Source organism: Massilia litorea, from assembly GCF_015101885.1.
Classification (GTDB): Bacteria; Pseudomonadota; Gammaproteobacteria; order Burkholderiales; family Burkholderiaceae_D; genus Telluria; species Telluria litorea.
The window spans coordinates 3,791,001-3,806,614 of the sequence record NZ_CP062941.1; the positions used below are offsets into that span (position 1 = coordinate 3,791,001).

15 protein-coding genes are annotated in these 15,614 nt (G+C 67.4%); 8 read left to right on the forward strand and 7 right to left on the reverse strand.

The window, feature by feature from the left end; all coding sequences use genetic code 11:
* Nucleotides 1–113: 113 nt before the first annotated feature.
* The 5 genes from LPB04_RS17060 to LPB04_RS17080 all read left to right on the forward strand — a co-directional run bounded on the left by LPB04_RS17060 (nt 114) and on the right by LPB04_RS17080 (nt 6,291).
* Nucleotides 114–980: a MaoC/PaaZ C-terminal domain-containing protein gene (locus tag LPB04_RS17060; protein WP_193685700.1), complete on the forward strand. Its 867-nt coding sequence runs from the start codon at nt 114–116 to the stop codon at nt 978–980.
* A gap of 90 nt (nt 981–1,070) precedes the next feature.
* The gene (locus LPB04_RS17065) at nt 1,071–1,547 is read left to right on the forward strand and encodes an acyl-CoA thioesterase (protein ID WP_193685701.1); all 477 of its coding nucleotides are present in this window, start codon (nt 1,071–1,073) and stop codon (nt 1,545–1,547) included.
* Between the two features lie 140 nt (nt 1,548–1,687).
* The gene (locus tag LPB04_RS17070; RefSeq protein WP_227496449.1) at nt 1,688–3,676 is read left to right on the forward strand and encodes a hypothetical protein; all 1,989 of its coding nucleotides are present in this window, start codon (nt 1,688–1,690) and stop codon (nt 3,674–3,676) included.
* Between the two features lie 240 nt (nt 3,677–3,916).
* On the forward strand, nt 3,917–5,485 hold the full coding sequence (locus LPB04_RS17075; RefSeq protein ID WP_193685703.1) for a S8 family serine peptidase: 1,569 nt from the start codon (nt 3,917–3,919) through the stop codon (nt 5,483–5,485).
* A gap of 137 nt (nt 5,486–5,622) precedes the next feature.
* On the forward strand, nt 5,623–6,291 hold the full coding sequence (locus tag LPB04_RS17080) for a glutathione S-transferase family protein (protein WP_193685704.1): 669 nt from the start codon (nt 5,623–5,625) through the stop codon (nt 6,289–6,291).
* Between the two features lie 5 nt (nt 6,292–6,296).
* Here LPB04_RS17080 and LPB04_RS17085 read toward each other — a convergent pair whose 3' ends face one another.
* Complete coding sequence (locus LPB04_RS17085) at nt 6,297–7,028, reverse strand: siderophore-interacting protein (protein ID WP_227496764.1); 732 nt, start codon at nt 7,026–7,028, stop codon at nt 6,297–6,299.
* A 37-nt stretch (nt 7,029–7,065) separates the two neighbouring features.
* Between LPB04_RS17085 and LPB04_RS17090 the strand changes: the two genes are divergently transcribed.
* A complete protein-coding gene (locus LPB04_RS17090) occupies nt 7,066–7,542 on the forward strand; it encodes a MarR family winged helix-turn-helix transcriptional regulator (RefSeq protein WP_193685706.1) in 477 nt (158 codons plus the stop codon).
* Here LPB04_RS17090 and LPB04_RS17095 read toward each other — a convergent pair.
* The 5 genes from LPB04_RS17095 to LPB04_RS17115 all read right to left on the reverse strand — a co-directional run bounded on the left by LPB04_RS17095 (nt 7,539) and on the right by LPB04_RS17115 (nt 11,473).
* A complete protein-coding gene (locus tag LPB04_RS17095) occupies nt 7,539–7,928 on the reverse strand; it encodes a c-type cytochrome (RefSeq protein ID WP_193685707.1) in 390 nt (129 codons plus the stop codon). The two genes, LPB04_RS17090 and LPB04_RS17095, sit on opposite strands and share 4 nt — an antisense overlap.
* Nucleotides 7,925–8,551 carry a TetR/AcrR family transcriptional regulator gene (locus tag LPB04_RS17100; protein WP_193685708.1) on the reverse strand — a complete coding sequence of 209 codons (627 nt, stop codon included), beginning with the start codon at nt 8,549–8,551 and terminating at the stop codon, nt 7,925–7,927. Before LPB04_RS17100 ends, LPB04_RS17095 begins: the two co-directional genes overlap by 4 nt.
* Before the next feature lie 15 nt (nt 8,552–8,566).
* Complete coding sequence (locus LPB04_RS17105; protein ID WP_193685709.1) at nt 8,567–8,980, reverse strand: hypothetical protein; 414 nt, start codon at nt 8,978–8,980, stop codon at nt 8,567–8,569.
* A gap of 84 nt (nt 8,981–9,064) precedes the next feature.
* The gene (gene leuA / locus LPB04_RS17110) at nt 9,065–10,750 is read right to left on the reverse strand and encodes a 2-isopropylmalate synthase (protein WP_193685710.1); all 1,686 of its coding nucleotides are present in this window, start codon (nt 10,748–10,750) and stop codon (nt 9,065–9,067) included.
* 393 nt (nt 10,751–11,143) lie between these two features.
* Nucleotides 11,144–11,473 (reverse strand): hypothetical protein, encoded by a 330-nt coding sequence (locus tag LPB04_RS17115; RefSeq protein WP_193685711.1) that lies wholly within the window; start codon nt 11,471–11,473, stop codon nt 11,144–11,146.
* Between the two features lie 149 nt (nt 11,474–11,622).
* Here LPB04_RS17115 and LPB04_RS17120 point away from each other — a divergent pair, with 149 nt between their 5' ends.
* Both LPB04_RS17120 and LPB04_RS17125 read left to right on the forward strand, forming a co-directional pair.
* Nucleotides 11,623–12,747 carry a branched-chain amino acid ABC transporter substrate-binding protein gene (locus tag LPB04_RS17120; RefSeq protein WP_193685712.1) on the forward strand — a complete coding sequence of 375 codons (1,125 nt, stop codon included), beginning with the start codon at nt 11,623–11,625 and terminating at the stop codon, nt 12,745–12,747.
* 199 nt (nt 12,748–12,946) lie between these two features.
* Nucleotides 12,947–15,043 carry a putative bifunctional diguanylate cyclase/phosphodiesterase gene (locus LPB04_RS17125; protein WP_193685713.1) on the forward strand — a complete coding sequence of 699 codons (2,097 nt, stop codon included), beginning with the start codon at nt 12,947–12,949 and terminating at the stop codon, nt 15,041–15,043.
* Between the two features lie 9 nt (nt 15,044–15,052).
* Here LPB04_RS17125 and LPB04_RS17130 read toward each other — a convergent pair whose 3' ends face one another.
* Nucleotides 15,053–15,553, reverse strand: a complete 501-nt coding sequence (locus LPB04_RS17130) for an ankyrin repeat domain-containing protein (protein WP_193685714.1) — start codon at nt 15,551–15,553, stop codon at nt 15,053–15,055.
* Nucleotides 15,554–15,614 lie beyond the last annotated feature (61 nt).

A 15,614-nucleotide genomic window follows, 5' to 3' on the forward strand; every position in this document is an offset into this window, starting at 1 on the left:
TGCGGTAGTGCGTCGTCAGGCTGTATTATCGACCAATCACAGCATTTTGGCAGCGCCGAGTTGATCCCGGCCGGGTAAACATTGCGCTTTGACCGTCAATTGAGGGAGAAAACGTGCTTCGATCGATCGCCGCCGGCACCGCGCCGGCCCTGCCGTCCATGGGACCCGGCCTTGTGCTGCGGGTGTTGTCGAAACGTCCCCGGCCGGCGGCCGGCGCTCCCGGTCCGTTGACCTCGGAATTCGTCCTTCCCGGCCTCGACCTCGATCACGTCGCGCGCTATGCCAGGGCGCTCGGCTTCGCTCCCGGCGCCATCCCGCTCACGTACTGGTACCTGCCGGTACAGCGCGCCCACATGGCGACCCTGCTGTCGGATGCCTTTCCCTACCGGCTGGCGGGCATCGTCCACGTCGAGAACGAACTGGTGGCGCACGCCGACGTGGCGCCCGGGGTTCCGATCCGGATCGCGACCCGGATCGACATCCTGCCGCCGACGCAGTCGGGCGCCGTCTACTGCACGCTCGAAACCGTCGGCTCCGCACGCGGCGAGCCGGTCTTCACCAGCACCAGCAAATACCTTGCCGTGCGCGGGCAGGGTGGCCGCGCAGAATCGGCGGTAAAGCGGGCCGCGAAGCCGGCCGTGCAGCCAGGTGCGACGATCGACAGCTGGAGCGTGGGGCCAGCCAGCGGCCGTGCCTATGCACGCCTGTCGGGCGACTGGAATCCGATCCACCTGACGCGCTGGAGCGCCCGGCTGATGGGGCTGCCGGCGCCGATCATCCACGGCATGCAGTCGCTCGCCAAAACCTGCGCGGCGCTGGAGAAGTCGGCCGGGCGGCGCGTGGCGCGCATCTCGGTGCGCTTCACGGCGCCGGTCCCGCTCGGCTCGACGGCCGAGCTGACGGCGGGCAGCGAGCCCGGCCGCTACCTGCTGTTCTGCGGCGGTGTGCGCGCAGCCGAGGGCGCGTATACCCACGGCTGAAATTGCAGGATTGAAAGTAACGACGGGAAAACCGCCGTACAATGGTGCAGCGCACAAGCGCGCCTTTATCCATTGCCAAGCGAGAACGACATGAACGACCACCAAGGCAGACCCATCCACGAGCTGACGATGACGGTCCTGATGACCCCCGACATGGCCAATTTTTCCGGCAACGTGCACGGCGGCACCATCCTGAAATTCCTCGACAGCGTCGCCTATGCCTGCGCCAGCCGCTATTCCGGCTCGTACGTCGTGACGCTCTCGGTCGACCAGGTGATGTTCCTGCAGCCGATCCACGTCGGCGAACTGGTGACCTTCCTCGCTTCGGTCAACTACACGGGCAGGAGTTCGATGGAAATCGGCATCCGCGTCGTCACCGAAAACATCCAGCAGCGCACCCAGCGCCATGCCAACAGCTGCTATTTCACGATGGTGGCCGTGGACGCGCAGCGCAAGCCGCAGGCGGTGCCGCCGCTGGAGCCCGAGACCGAGGAGCAGAAACGCCGCTTCGACAAGGCGGAAGAGCGGAAGCGCTCGCGCCAGGCGCTGCACGGCAGGAAGGGCTGAAGGGGTCGCGCGCGCGGTCCGCGCGTTTGCAATTTAGTTCCCCTGCTGGGTTAGAGCGGGCTCAGGGCGGAGTCCGGCGCGGAATCTACAGTTGACGCTGTGGTTCCCCAACTCCCTGACCGAGGCTCCCCATGACATTCATGCTCAGCAACAAAGCCCGCCTGCGCTGGGCCGGCGTGTTCGTACCCGCCGTCACGGCCCTGTGCGCCACTGCGGCTCCCACCGGAACGCCAGCCGAAGCGGCGCAGGCGGCAATATCCGCGCGCCCGGCCGGGTACAGCGTCGTCAACCTCGGTCCGGACGCATCGAAGGCGATGCTGAACGAGCGTGGCCAGGCTGCCTTCGTGGTCTCGACCGGCGACGAGTGGCTCAACTGGTTCTTCGACGGCAGCCGCCTGCATGCCCTCGGTTCCCTGGGACGCTCCTTCGCCTACCTGAGGGGCCTGAACAATCGCGGCGTCGTCGTTGGAACGGCGCAGAATCCATTCGCTCGCAGCGAGGCCTTTTCCTGGAGCCTTGCGGGAGGCATGCGCCTGTTGCCGGGTTCTAGCTCGGCGGACGCGTTTGCCATCAACGACTGCAACCAGGTGGCGGGCACGGTGGAGATGCCCGGTTCGGCCCTCATGATGCGCGCCAGCCGCTGGAATGTCGACGGCAGCATGACTGCCCTCGGACCGCCGCCGGCAACCTTCTCGGCCGCCTGGGCCATCAACGAAAGCGGCGTCACGGCCGGCGCCGCCGCTGACGAGAGGCGCTTCCTGCGCGCTACCGTATGGGACGCGGCGGGCAGGGCCACGGACCTGGGGGCCCTCGGCGGATCTTCATCGGCCGCCTCGCACGTGAACGCAAGCGGCCAGGTGCTGGGCACCGCCTACCGGGAGTTCGGCGGCGTCGGTTTCCTGTGGAGCCGCCAGACCGGTATCGTGCAGATCGGCCCGGACGCGGGCAACCGCGATGTCACCGCGCTCAACGACAACGGCGACGTTGCGGGCAACAACCAGGTCGAGGACGACGTCCCCGGGGTGAATCACAGGCCCTTCATCTGGTCGATGCGGGGCGGCCTGCGTCCCTTGCCGCTGGCCGGCGCACCCTACGGCAGGGCCGAGGCCCTGAACAACCGCCGCGAGATGGTCGGCTACGTCCAGGACACGCCCATGGATGCGCTCAGCCGGCGCGCGGTCTACTGGAACGATGTGTCCACACCAGTCGACCTGAACACCCGGCTCTACCGTGCGCCCGCCGGGCTGGTGCTGTATTCGGCAAGGGCGATCAACGGCAGCGGCAGCATCCTCGCCGATTCGAACGCCGGACTGGTCCTGCTGCGCCCGGGACGGGAGGGGCCGGCCGCACCGGTGCTCGGCCCCATCGCCGGCGTCGCGGAAGACGTCGGGGTGAGGTCGGGCGACACGGTCGACCTCACCGTCAACTTCACCGACAGCGCCGTGGGCGAGTCGCACCTGGCCTCGGCCAGCGTCGACGACGGCTGCCCGCAGGCCGCCCCCAGCCTGCGCGAGCGGCGCGGGGTGGGCGACGTCAGCCTGCGCCACACCTTTTGCCGGCCCGGCTTTGCCACGGTCAAGATCACGGTGACGGACCGCGCCGGGAATGCCACGCAGGTGCAGCGCAGGCTGTTCGTCATCGACCGGTCGGTGGCAACGCTGGCCGGAGAGGGCGTGCTGGCGCCGGCGGCGCGGGCTGGGGCGCGCTCCGGCAAGGCGCCGCTGCGCTTCGCCGTGTGGGCGCCGCTGGACGCCAATCCTGGCGCCGGTGCGCGCGCTGCCGCAGCCCCGGTCGTCACGCTGACTGGTCCCTTCCACTTCCGTGCCGACGCCGTCGGCAAGCCCGAGCGGAACGGGCAATCAGTGCGGCTGGCCGGCACCGGCCGCCTCGACGGACGCCCTGGCTATCGTTTCAGCATCGAGGCCGGCCCGGGAGACGCCGGGCGCGGCGCTGCGGATCGCCTGCGGGTACGTATCAGCCATACCGATGCGGCAACCAGGGCCGAGCTAGTCGACTATGACAACGGGCCAGGCACGGCGTCGATGGCGTCGCTGGCCGCGGCGCGGGCACCTGTCGATGCAGCGGACGGAACGCTGGTCGCCCGCGGCAGTCTGCGCATCGCCGACTAAGTCTCGCCCGGCAGGAAACGTAGGCGCGCAAGCGCCCGAATCAGGCAGCGCATCTTGCCTTCAAAAAACATCCGATTCCTGCCGAGTCTGTTTTCGTTCACACAATGAAGGAGTCGTTGCCGAGCCCGTCTTTTGCCAATACACTGAGTCGATCACATCCATTCGCATGTGAGCGGACACAACCGCAATCCCGCAGCCGCGTCGCGGGCGACATCATAAGTATTCACACGGAGAAGACTCATGGCAAGCAACGACACCCGCGCAACGACACCCTTCAGCATCTGCCTGGCCGCACTCCTGGCCGCCGGCGTATTCGGCAGCGCGCAGGCCGCCGCACCCGACACCACGCGCGTCATCGTGGCCTTCAAGCCCGGCGCATCCGCCCATGTCAAATCGGCCGTCAGCGCAGCGAAAGGCGCCGTCAAGCACGAGATCTTCGGCATGAACGCAATGGCCATCGAAGTGCCGATCGTCGCCCTGAAAGGCCTGGAAAACAACCCGAACGTGGAATACATCGAAGAAGACGTGATCCGCAAGCCCTTCGCCCTGACCACGCCTTCGACCGGCACGCCCTACACCAGCGGCCAGCTGGTCCCCTACGGCATCAAGCTGGTCCAGGCTGACCAGCTGAGCGACTCGCTCGCCAGCAACCGCAAGGTCTGCATCATCGACTCCGGCGTCAACCGCGACCACGAAGACCTGTCCGGCAATAACTTCACCGGTGAATACGACAGCGGCACCGGCTGGTGGTACACCGACGAAAACCACCACGGCACCCACGTGGCCGGCACCATCGCCGCAATCAACAACAGCGGCGTCGGCGTCGTCGGCGTGAACCCGAACAAGCAGCTGAAACTGCATATCGTGAAGGTGTTCGGCGCCGACGGCTGGGCCTATTCGTCGACCCTGGCCAGCGCCGCCAACAAGTGCGGTGCGGCCGGCGCCAACGTCATTTCGATGTCGCTCGGCGGCGGGGCGAAGAGCAGGACTGAAGAGAACGCCTTCAATACCTTGTACACGACAAAGAACGTGTTGAGCGTGGCGGCGGCGGGCAACGACGGCAACCGCGTCGTCTCCTATCCTGCCGGTTACGCCAGCGTCGTGATGGTCGGCGCGCTCGACGAGAACAAGCAGTGGGCCAGCTTCTCGCAGTACAACAGCAAGGTCGAGCTGTCCGGCCCCGGCGTCAGCGTGCTGTCGACCGTGCCGACCGGCGCCGGCATCGACGCCGCCCTGGCCGTCGGCGGCACGAACTATGCCGCCGGTGCGATGGAAGGCTCGCCCCTGAAAACGGCAACCGCGCCGCTGGCCGACTTCGGCATCGGCGATGCCATCAACACTGCTGTCTCGGGCAAGGTCTGCCTGATCGCCCGCGGCACGGTCGACTTCGCAACCAAGGTCTCGAACTGCCAGAACAGCGGCGGCGTCGGCGCCGTCGTCTACAACAATGTAGCCGGCGCCTTTGGCGGCACGCTGGGCACCACCGTCACCAGCATCCCGTCCGTGACCGCGACCGATACCGATGGCGCGGCCATGAGGGCGAAGCTGGGCCAGAGCGCCACCGTCGCCGTCAAGGCCAGCAACTACGCCTATTACGACGGCACCTCGATGGCAACCCCGCACGTCTCGGCCGTCGCCGCCCTGGTGTGGAGCTACTTCCCGACCTGTACCGCGGCGCAGATCCGCACCTCGCTCGACAACAGCGCGCTGGACCTGGGCGCGGCCGGGCGCGACGTCAAGTACGGCTACGGGCTTGTGCAGGCGAAGGCGGCCTATGACCGCATCAAGTCGGCAGGCTGCGGCAAGTAATCGCTGCCGCAGGCTGCAAGGGAGAGGACGCCATATCGGCGTCCTTTTTTCGTTGGCCCTCGCGTCGGGCTGTTCCGTGCTCGAATCCGCATGCTATAAACACGCTCTCGAGCTGAAGACACCAGGAGGCGTACCCGATGATCACCCTGTACCACTGCATCGCGGCGCGCTCGTTCCGGCCGCTCTGGGCGCTGGAAGAACTGGGGCTCCCGTACGAACTGAAGATGCTGCCGTTTCCGCCGCGCGCGCACGAGCGCAGTTTCCTCGCCGTGAATCCGCTCGGCACGGTGCCGGCCATGTTCGACGGCGAGCTGCGGATGACGGAATCGTCGGCGATCTGCCAGTACCTGGGCGCCCGCTACGGCGATGGCAGGCTCGATGTCGCGGTGTCCGATCCGGACTTCGGTGCCTACCTGAACTGGCTGCACTTCGGCGAAGCCACGCTGACCTTTCCGCAGACGCTGATCCTGCGCTACGAGCGCTTCGAGCCGCCGGAGCGCCAGTCGCCACAGGTCGCACACGATTACAAGCGCTGGTTCCTGGGCCGGCTGCGCACCCTGGAACCGGTGCTCGATGGCCGCTCCGCCATCTGCGCCGGCCGCTTCACCATGGCCGACATCTCGGTCGGCTATGCCTTGCTGCTCGCGGAGTACCTGGGGCTGGCCGGCGAGTTCCCGCCGGCGGTCGCGCGTTATCTTGAAAGCCTGAAGGAACGCCCCGCGTTCAGGAGGGCGCAGGAAGCGGAGGCCGCCGCGGCGGGCGAGCAGGGCGTGAGTACCGTGCCGGCGCCCTTGACCTTGCCCTAGCACGCTTAATCGAGATCCTCGTGGTGGTCGGTCACGCCACGCTTCCAGTAAGCCGAGACCCGCATCGCCTCCTTCGGCAAGGCCTTTTCGGCGGCCAGCACTTCGCGCAGGGCACGCATGGCTGCCGCTTCGCCGCCTGCCCAGGCAAAGCCTGCGCCGGGCGGCAGCGCGAGCGCGCGCACGGCGCCGGCCAGCGCAGCCGCGTCCTCTACCCAGTGCACCTCGGGGAGGGACGCGCCCGCGAACGGGATCCGGTCTGCTTCGCCGGCGGCGGCCACGACGATCACGCGCGCAGCGGCCGGCAGTTCCTCCAGACGCCGGCGCATCGCCGGCAGCGCGCTGGCATCGCCGGCCAGCAGGTGCCAGTCGACATCGGGCGGGATGATCATCGAGCCGCGCGGCCCGCCGATGACGGCGGCGTCGCCCGGCCGCGCACAGCGTGCCCAGTTCGAGGCGGCCCCCTCGCCGTGCAGCGCGAATTCGATCGTCAGCTCGCGCGCTTGTGCGTCGAAGCGGCGCGGCGTATAGTCGCGCCGCACCTGTTCGCCGTCCGCTCCCTCGAACATGAACTTGACGTGGTCGTCGAAGGACAGCGAGACGAAACCGGCCAGCGAATCGGCGCGAAAGGTGATCGCGACAAAGTGGGCGCCGAGCGGCTCGACCCGCGTGACCACGACCTCGCGCCGGTGAAGTTCGTGGCGCACGCGCTGGACGCTCCTGCGATTATCCTGTTCCATCATCGGACCCTCAATTTAGTTGATAATGTCTCCCATTATGAAAAAACACGTTGATAAAGTCAACCAAAATTCCCCTGCCTCGGGTCAGGCCGTGTTCGAGGCCATCCATTCGATCATGCATCTCTACCGCGCGCGCCAGATGCGCGCGGCAGGCGCCGGCGTGCCGGAACTGACCCATATGGAAGGCAAGGTGCTGGGCTTTTTTGCGCGCCGGCCGGGGGCGACGCTGAGCGACCTGGTGGCGCATTCGGGGCGCGACAAGGCCCAGCTGACGCGCCTGATCCGCGCCCTGCGCGAGCGTGGACTGCTCGATGCGCAGGCCGACGAACAGGATCGCCGCAGCACGCGCCTGCGCCTGAGCGGCAGCGGCGAAGCGATCCACGCGGGTTGGCACCGCCAGGGCGCCGCGGCGGCCGAGGAGGCCTTTAAGGGAGTGCCGGAAGCCGAGCGGGCCGCCTTGCTGGCGCTGCTCGAGCGCGTGCGCGCCAACCTCGACGCGCAGGACGGGAACTAGCGCTGCGGGGGAACCGGCGGCGCGGCCGGGATGCTGCGCAGGTAGCCCAGCAGGTCGCCGACCTGCTGCGGATCGCTCATGCCCCAGAAACGCATTTTGGTGCCGGGGACGAGGTCGCCCGGCGAATCGAGGAAGGCGGCGAGCGTCTTGTCGTTCCAGACGATGCTTGACTTCAGCATCGCCGGCGAATAGCGGAAGTCGGGCGTGCTGCCGGCGCGCCGGCCCATGACGCCGTTCAGCTGCGGGCCGAAGCCGGCGCGTGCCGACGGACCTACCGCGTGGCAGGATGCGCAGCGCGAGGCGAACAGGCGCTGGCCCTTGGCCAGGTCGGCGGCGCCGGCGGCAAGCGGAAAGCAGGCGACGAGGAGCAGGGACAGTCTGTTCATGAGGCGTCGGTGGCGACCGGCAGGGCAGGGGCCCAGGCGCGCAGGAAGGCCGCCAGGGCGAATTCGATTTCCTCTTCGACCTGGCCGGGGCCCGGTCCGCTGCCGTAATCGAAGAGCACCCGGTCGAACCAGGACGCCTCGAGCAGCGCCCTGAATTGCTGGGCGCTGCCGCGCGCATCGCCGCCGCGCAGGGCGCCGGCTTCCATCTGCGCGCGCAGGTAGCCCGCCAGCGCGGCGTCGATGCGCGCCGCACCGAGGTCGCGGCAGCGCAGGTCCAGTTCGGAGCGGCCGGCGCCGGCGGCGAGCACGCGCCGCAGGCTGCAGACCGATGGCGACAGCGCATACGACAGGTAGCGTCCGGCAAAGCGTTCGAGCGTGACGGCCAGGTGCGGGCCGGCGCCGGCCAGCACCTCGAGCATCGCCGCGACCCCGTTTTCGGTCGCCTCGTCGACGAGGGCGGCGAGCAGGGCCTCCTTGGCGCCGAAATAGCCGTACAGCGTGGTCTTCGAAAAGCCGGTGCGCAGGCCGATGTCGGACATCGATGCGCGCTCGTAGCCCTTGTCGCGAAACTCCTCGGCAGCGGCATCCAGGATCGCCTGCCGCTTTTCAGGCGTGCGTTTCATGGCGTCCGGCGCCGCTCAGTCGACCCGGCGCACCTTGGCCGACTGGTTCGTGCCTTCGACGCTCAGGAACATGGTGCCGAACATGTTGCGCGCGATGCGCACCTTCGTGCCGCTGCGCCGCGGCAGCACGGCCGAGCTGTCGTCGACGATGCGCCAGACCTGGCCGTTCGCCAGCTTGATGCGCGAGTTCGGGCCCCAGCCTTCGAACTCGCCGGCGACCGTGCTTTCCATTGCGGCCGGCAGTTCGTCCGGCTTTTTCTTGATGGTCTCGCTGCCGAAACCGGCGGCCGGCGCGGCACCAAGCGGCATCGCATCGTAGCAGGCGAGCCGGCTCGCCGCCTCCGGCAGGGCGCGGCACTTCAGGACGGCGTCGTCGTCCGCCAGCGCGGCACTCGATACGAACAACAGCAGGGTCAGGCTTTTTTTCATGAACGGTTCCGGAAAAAGCGCCGCACGGTGCGGGCGCAGCAGCGCCGATTATAAAGGCAAGCGCGCCAGCCGCGCCCGGCCGTGTCAGGCCGCCAGGGCCGGCGCACCCTCCGCCGCGCTTCCCATGTGGCGGTTCACGGCCGACAGCACCGCCTTGAACGAGGCCGTGACGATATTGCTGTCGATGCCGGCGCCGAACAGGGTCGGGCCGTTGCCCACCCTCAGTTCGACATAGCAGGCCGCGCGCGCATTCGCGCCCGAGCCGATCGCGTGCTCGTGGTAGTCCATCAGGCGCACGTCGAGGCCGAGCGCATTCACGAAGGCGTCGATCGGACCGTTGCCGGCGCCGCGCAGTGCCCGCTGCACCTGCTCATGGCCCGCCGTCACTTCGACCTGCACCTGCTCGCCGGCGGCCGTGTTCTCGCTCATGCGGTGCGAGATGTAGCGGTAAGGCGCTTCCTGTTCGAGGTATTCGCGCACGAACAGGGCGTGGATGTCGCTTGCGGCGATTTCGCGCCCGCTGATGTCAGCCAGGCGCTGCACCACGCGCGAGAACTCGATCTGGAGGCGGCGCGGCAGGGCGAGGCCATATTCCTGCTCGAGCAAATAGGCCATGCCGCCCTTGCCGGACTGGCTGTTCACGCGGATCACGGCGTCGTAGCTGCGTCCGAGGTCGGCCGGGTCGATCGGCAGGTAGGGCACTTCCCAGACCGCGTCCTTCGGCTGCACCGCAAAGCCCTTCTTGATCGCGTCCTGGTGCGAGCCGGAGAAGGCCGTGAACACCAGGTCGCCCGCATACGGATGGCGCGGGTGCACCGGGAGCTGGTTGCACTCCTCGACCAGCTGGCGCACGCTGTCGATGTCCGAAAAATCGAGGCCCGGATGGACGCCCTGGGTGTAGAGGTTCAGCGCCAGGGTCACCAGGTCGACGTTGCCGGTGCGTTCGCCATTCCCGAACAGGCAGCCTTCGACACGGTCGGCGCCGGCCAGCACCGCCAGTTCGGCCGCCGCCACGGCGGTGCCGCGGTCGTTGTGCGGATGCACGCTGATGACCAGCGCTTCGCGGCGTTCGAGGTGGCGGCACATCCATTCGATCTGGTCGGCATACACATTCGGCGTGCTCGCTTCCACGGTCGAGGGCAGGTTGACGATCATCCGATTGTCCGGGGTCGGCTGCCATTCGGCGCTGACGGCGTCGACGATGCGCTTCGAGAATTCCAGCTCCGTGGTGGAGAAGGATTCCGGCGAATATTCCAGGCCCCACTGCGTCTGCGGGTGCTGCGCCACGAGTTCCTTGATCAGGCGGGTGCCGTTGACGGCGATCTGGACGATCTCGTCCTGGGTCATGCCGAACACGACACGGCGGAACACGGGGGCGACCGAGTTGTAGACGTGGACGACGGCGCGCCTGGCGCCGGCCGCCGATTCCACGGTGCGGCGAATGAGTTCGTCACGGGCCTGGGTCAGGACGATGATGGTGACGTCGTCCGGGATGCGGTTTTCCTCGACCAGCATGCGCACGAAATCGAAGTCGGTCTGCGAGGCGGAGGGGAAACCGACTTCGATTTCCTTGACGCCGATTTTGACGAGCATCTCGAAGAAACGGAGCTTCTTTTCTGGGCTCATCGGCTCGATCAGGGCCTGGTTACCGTCGCGCAGGTCGGTGCTCATCCAGATCGGCGGACGGGTGATGGTGTTACCCGGCCATTGGCGGTCGGCGATCTCGACGGCGGGGAAAGGACGGTATTTCGAAGATGGGTTGGTCAACATGTTCAGTACTCCTGCTAAAAACGAAGGGTGCCGGGTTCGGCGCGGGAGTGGCGAAGGGCTGCCGGGCGGGCCACGAGAACGCTAGGCCCGGCAACCGATCGGTAGTTTTAGCAGTAGACGAAGCGAGGCCCGTGCGCCGAGTGGCAGCGTGAGGACAAAACTGATGGAGTGCGGAGAAACGTACATCGTTGCAACCTTCCTGTAACTACTTTGAACACCGGCGGGGGCCGGAACGCGTGAGAATCAGGCGCGTAGTAGCAGCGCCGGCGCTAGCAGGCCGGTCAGCGGTAGAAGGTTCGACAGATGCAGTTGGGTAGTCATTGACTTGACTCTAAGCGGGATGCCGGCGCCCTGTCAAGCATAAATTTGTGCAGCGCAAAATGGCCGCATGCCTCAAGGCTGCTGCGGCTGGGTCAGGAAGATCCAGGCGACGGTAATGACGACGGTGCCGGTCGCCGTAATGCAGGTCCAGGTGAAGAACCAGGCCGACAGCAGGGTGGCCTGCAGCGCGCGTTCGACCAGGCAGCCGAGCGCGAAATCGAGGACGGTGAGGAAGGACCAGCGGCGCAGGTAGACCGGCAGGTATTTGCTCATGCGCCGGTTGTGCTGGGTCGCGGCATGGCGCTCGATCGGCGTGCGCGCCCCGCCGACGTCCTGGAACAGCCAGTCGAAAAAGATGAAGCGGTAGAGCAAGGTGCGAAAGCGCAGGTGCTCGCTGGTCATGCGCACTCCCTGGTGGGTGGTTCGCCTCAGTATGCCGCAAGCGGGGCAGGCGCCGGCGCGCGGATCGCACCTGGCATGCTCATCCTTGATATCATCGCTTCTTTCGGCGCCGCCCGCTCCGGCCGCGTCCACATCATCAAGAGGAATGCATGAAGAAGACCCTGATCACGGCCGCGCTGCTGGCCGCCGGCCTGGCCAACGCCCAGGAAGTCGTCAAGATCGGCCACTCGGCCGCCGTGACCGGCCCGGTTGCGTATTTTGGCAAGGACACCGAGAACGGCGCCCGCATGGCGATCGAGGCCCTGAACGCGCGCGGCGTCAGCGTCGGCGGCAAGAAGGTGCGCTTCGAGCTGGTCGCCGAGGACGACGGCGGCGACCCGAAGCAGGCGACCAGCGTCGCCCAGAAACTGGTCGATGCCCGCGTCAACGGCGTGGTCGGCCATGAAACCTCGGGCACCACGATCCCGGCTTCCAAGATCTACCACCAGGCCGGCATCCCGCAGATTTCTCCCTCGAGCACCAGCCCGAAATACACCCAGCAGGGTTTCAATACCGCCTTCCGCGTCGTCGCCAACGACATCCAGCTCGGCCAGGCGCTGGGCCACTATGCGGTCAGGAACATGGGCGCAAAACGCGTGGCCGTGATCGACGACCGCACCGCCTACGGCCAGGGCCTGGCCGTCGAATTCGCCAAAGGCCTGCAGCAGCAGGGCGCCCAGGTGGTGGCGCGCGAATTCACGCACGACAAGGCAACCGATTTCAACGCCATCCTCACCAAGATCCGCGCCAGCAAGCCGGACCTGGTCTTCTTCGGCGGCATGAGCGCCGTGGCCGGCCCGATGTTGCGCCAGATGAAGCAGCTCGGCCTGAACGTCAAGATGATGGGCGGCGACGGCATCTGCTCGGACGAGATCCACAAGCTGTCCGGCGGCGCCATGGCCGACGGCCAGGTCTTCTGCGCCGAAGCGGGCGGGGTCGATGCCGCCGGGCGCGCAGGCCTGGACAAATTCCGTGCCGACTACAAAAAGCGTTTCGGCATCGACGTCCAGATCAATGCGCCCTACGCCTACGACGCCGTGATGACGATGGCCGAGGCCATGACGAAGGCCGGCTCGACCGCGCCGGCCAGCTACCTGCCGGTGCTGGCGAAAATCCAGCACAAGGGCGTCACCGGCCCGATCGCCTTCGACGCGCGCGGCGATATCCGCGACGGCACCATCACCCTTTACACCTTCAAGGGCGGACGCCGTACGGTGCTGGCCGTGACCAAGTAACATCGCCCCGGCCAGCCAGGCCGTGAGCGATGGCAATCTTTCCGCTGTGGCGGCTTTGCAGCTTTTTGGCTCCGACGCCCACGGATGTGCCGAAAGTCGGGGCAAGGGCGCTACACTGGCGACTGCGCATGCCCGCCGTACAGGGCGCGCGCACCGGTCCCGCAGCACGACGCCGCACACGCCAGGGAGGACAGGCAGGATGAAGATACCGAAGCAGGCTGAGGCTGCCGATGCGGCGGCCGGCGCGCAGGCTGTCGATCCCGACCAGCTGCAAAGCCTGTGGACGCTGGTCGACAATCTCGACGTCCTGTTCTACGTGAAGGACCTCGACGGCCGCTACCTGTTCGTCAACCAGGCGCTCGCCGCGGTGTTCGGCTCGGATCCGGCCAGCATCGTCGGCCGCACCGACGAGGGCTTCGTCGACGTCGCGGCCTCGGGCATCGCCGCGACCGACCGCCAGGCCCTGGGCAGCGAGAAGGTCGACACCGACGAAGTGGTCTGCCTCAAGAACGGCGACTGCCGCATCTTCCGCACCGTCAAGGTGCCGCTGTTCGATGCGCAGCGCCGCGTGACCGGCCTGTGCGGCATCTCGACCGACATCACCGAGCAGCGCCGCGCCATCGAAGAACTCGTCCAGCGCAACGAACTCCTGAACACCATCCTCGCGAATGTCGACGCGGCGATCTACCTCAAGGACCAGCAGGGGCGCTACCTGTACGCCAACGGCCCGGTGCTGGCCCTGTATGGGCGCGAGTTGAGCGACCTGATCGGCCGCACCGACCGCGAGCTGATGCCGCCCGAGATCGCCGCGCGCGTCGCCGAATACGACGCCGAGGTGTTCGCCGGCGAGGGCGGCGAGATGCGCGAGGAAACCATCATCGGCGCGGACGGCTGCAAGCACCATTTCAGGTCGCGCAAGGTGGCGCTGCGGCTGCCGGGCCAGCCGGTCTGCCTGATCGGCTTCTCGAGCGAGATCACCGAACTCCGCGGCCTGCGCACGCGGCTGGAGCAGGAACGCATCACCGATTCGCTGACCGGGCTGGCCAATCGCGTCATGTTCGAGTCGGCGCTCGAGGAACAGCTGGTGATGGCGGCGCTGCACGGCGCCCGGCTGGCCGTGGTCATCATCGACCTCGACGGGTTCAAGTACATCAACAATACCTTCGGACAGGGCATCGGCGACCAGCTGATCCAGCTGGTCGGCCAGCGCATCCAGCAGTGCAATGTCGCGCTGGGCAGCCTGGCGCGCCTGTCGGGCGACGAATTCGCCTTCACCCTGCCGCGCGCCGCCACCAGCGAGGAGGTGGCGCGCCAGCTCGACCAGATCCGTGCCTTCCTGGCGCAACCCTATGCGGTGCTGCGCCAGCCGCTCCACCTCACCTTCAGCGCCGGCATCGCCATTTCGAGCGACGGCAAATACGGCGCGGCCGAGCTGCTCGGGCGCGCCGAGGCGGCCATGTACTCGGCCAAGGACAACGGACGCGACCAGTACCGCTTCTATTCGCCCGAGCTGGGTTCCACTGTCGCACGGCGCGTCGAACTCGAGCGCGACCTGCGGGCGGCCGTCGGCAGCACCGAGTTCGCGCTGTTCTACCAGCCGAAGATGCGGCGCGACGGCAGCATCGCCGGCTTCGAAGCGCTGATCCGCTGGAACCGCCCGGGCGTCGGCATGGTCGCGCCGGATAACTTCATTCCGCTGGCCGAGCAGCTGGGTTTGCTGTTGCACCTGGGGCGCTGGGTGATCGAGCAGGCCTGCCGCCAGATCGCAGCCTGGCGCGACGCCGGCCTCGGGACGATTCCGATCGCGGTCAACCTCTCGACCAGCCAGCTGACCAGCGCCGCGCTGCCGGACTACGTGTTCGACCTGATGCGCGAGCACCGCATCGAAGCCGGATGCCTGGAAATGGAACTGACCGAATCGATGATGATGTCCGACCCCGATCTTGCGATCGCCATCCTGCACCGCCTGCGCGGCGGCGGCGTGGCGCTCTCGATCGACGATTTCGGGACCGGCTTTTCCTCGATGTCCTACCTGCGCCAGCTGCCGGTGAACTACCTGAAGCTGGACCGCTCCTTCGTGCAGAACTGCGCGGTCGACCCGAAGGATGCCGACCTCTGCGCCGGCATCATGGCCCTGGCCCACAAGCTCGACATGCATGTGGTGGCCGAGGGCGTGGAGACGGCCGAGCAGCACCGGACCCTGACCGACTGCGATTGCGACCTGTTCCAGGGCTTTTTGTTCAGCCGGCCGATGTCGGCCCGGGCTGCGACGGAATTCCTGCAGAGCCGGCACTGAGGCGCGGCTTCAGCCGCCGTCGAGGATCCTGTTGAGGAAGTCGACCGCCTCGACGGCGCCCATTCTGGCCGCCGCCTCGCGGATCGGGATGCCGGCCGCATCGGACAGATGCGGGTCGGCGCCGCGTTCGATCAGCATGCGCATCATCTCGACCCGGTTGAACATGGCGGCGATCATCAGGGCCGTCTTGCCGTTCGGACCGGCGGCATCGACCTGCGCGCCGCGTTCGAGCAGCAGCGCGACCACGGCGGCGTCGCCCTTGAAGGCGGCCCCGGCGAGCGGGGTCTGGCCGGCATCGTTCAGCAGTTCCGGGTCGGCGCCATGTTCGAGCAGGACGCGCGCCGTTTCCAGGTGGCCGTGGTAGCAGGCCAGCATCAACAGGCTGTCGCCCCGCTCGTTGCGCAGGTTCGGCGGCAGGCCCTGGCCGAGCAGCGCACCTAGTTCTTCTGTTTGGCCAGTTCGCGCGAACTGAAAAACGCGCCTGGCGAATTCAAGGGTTTCTTCGTCCATCTGGCTCCTTTCGATCTCGTGTTGCTCTCAGCGTAACGTAGGGGTGACAGAGGCCAGTGGC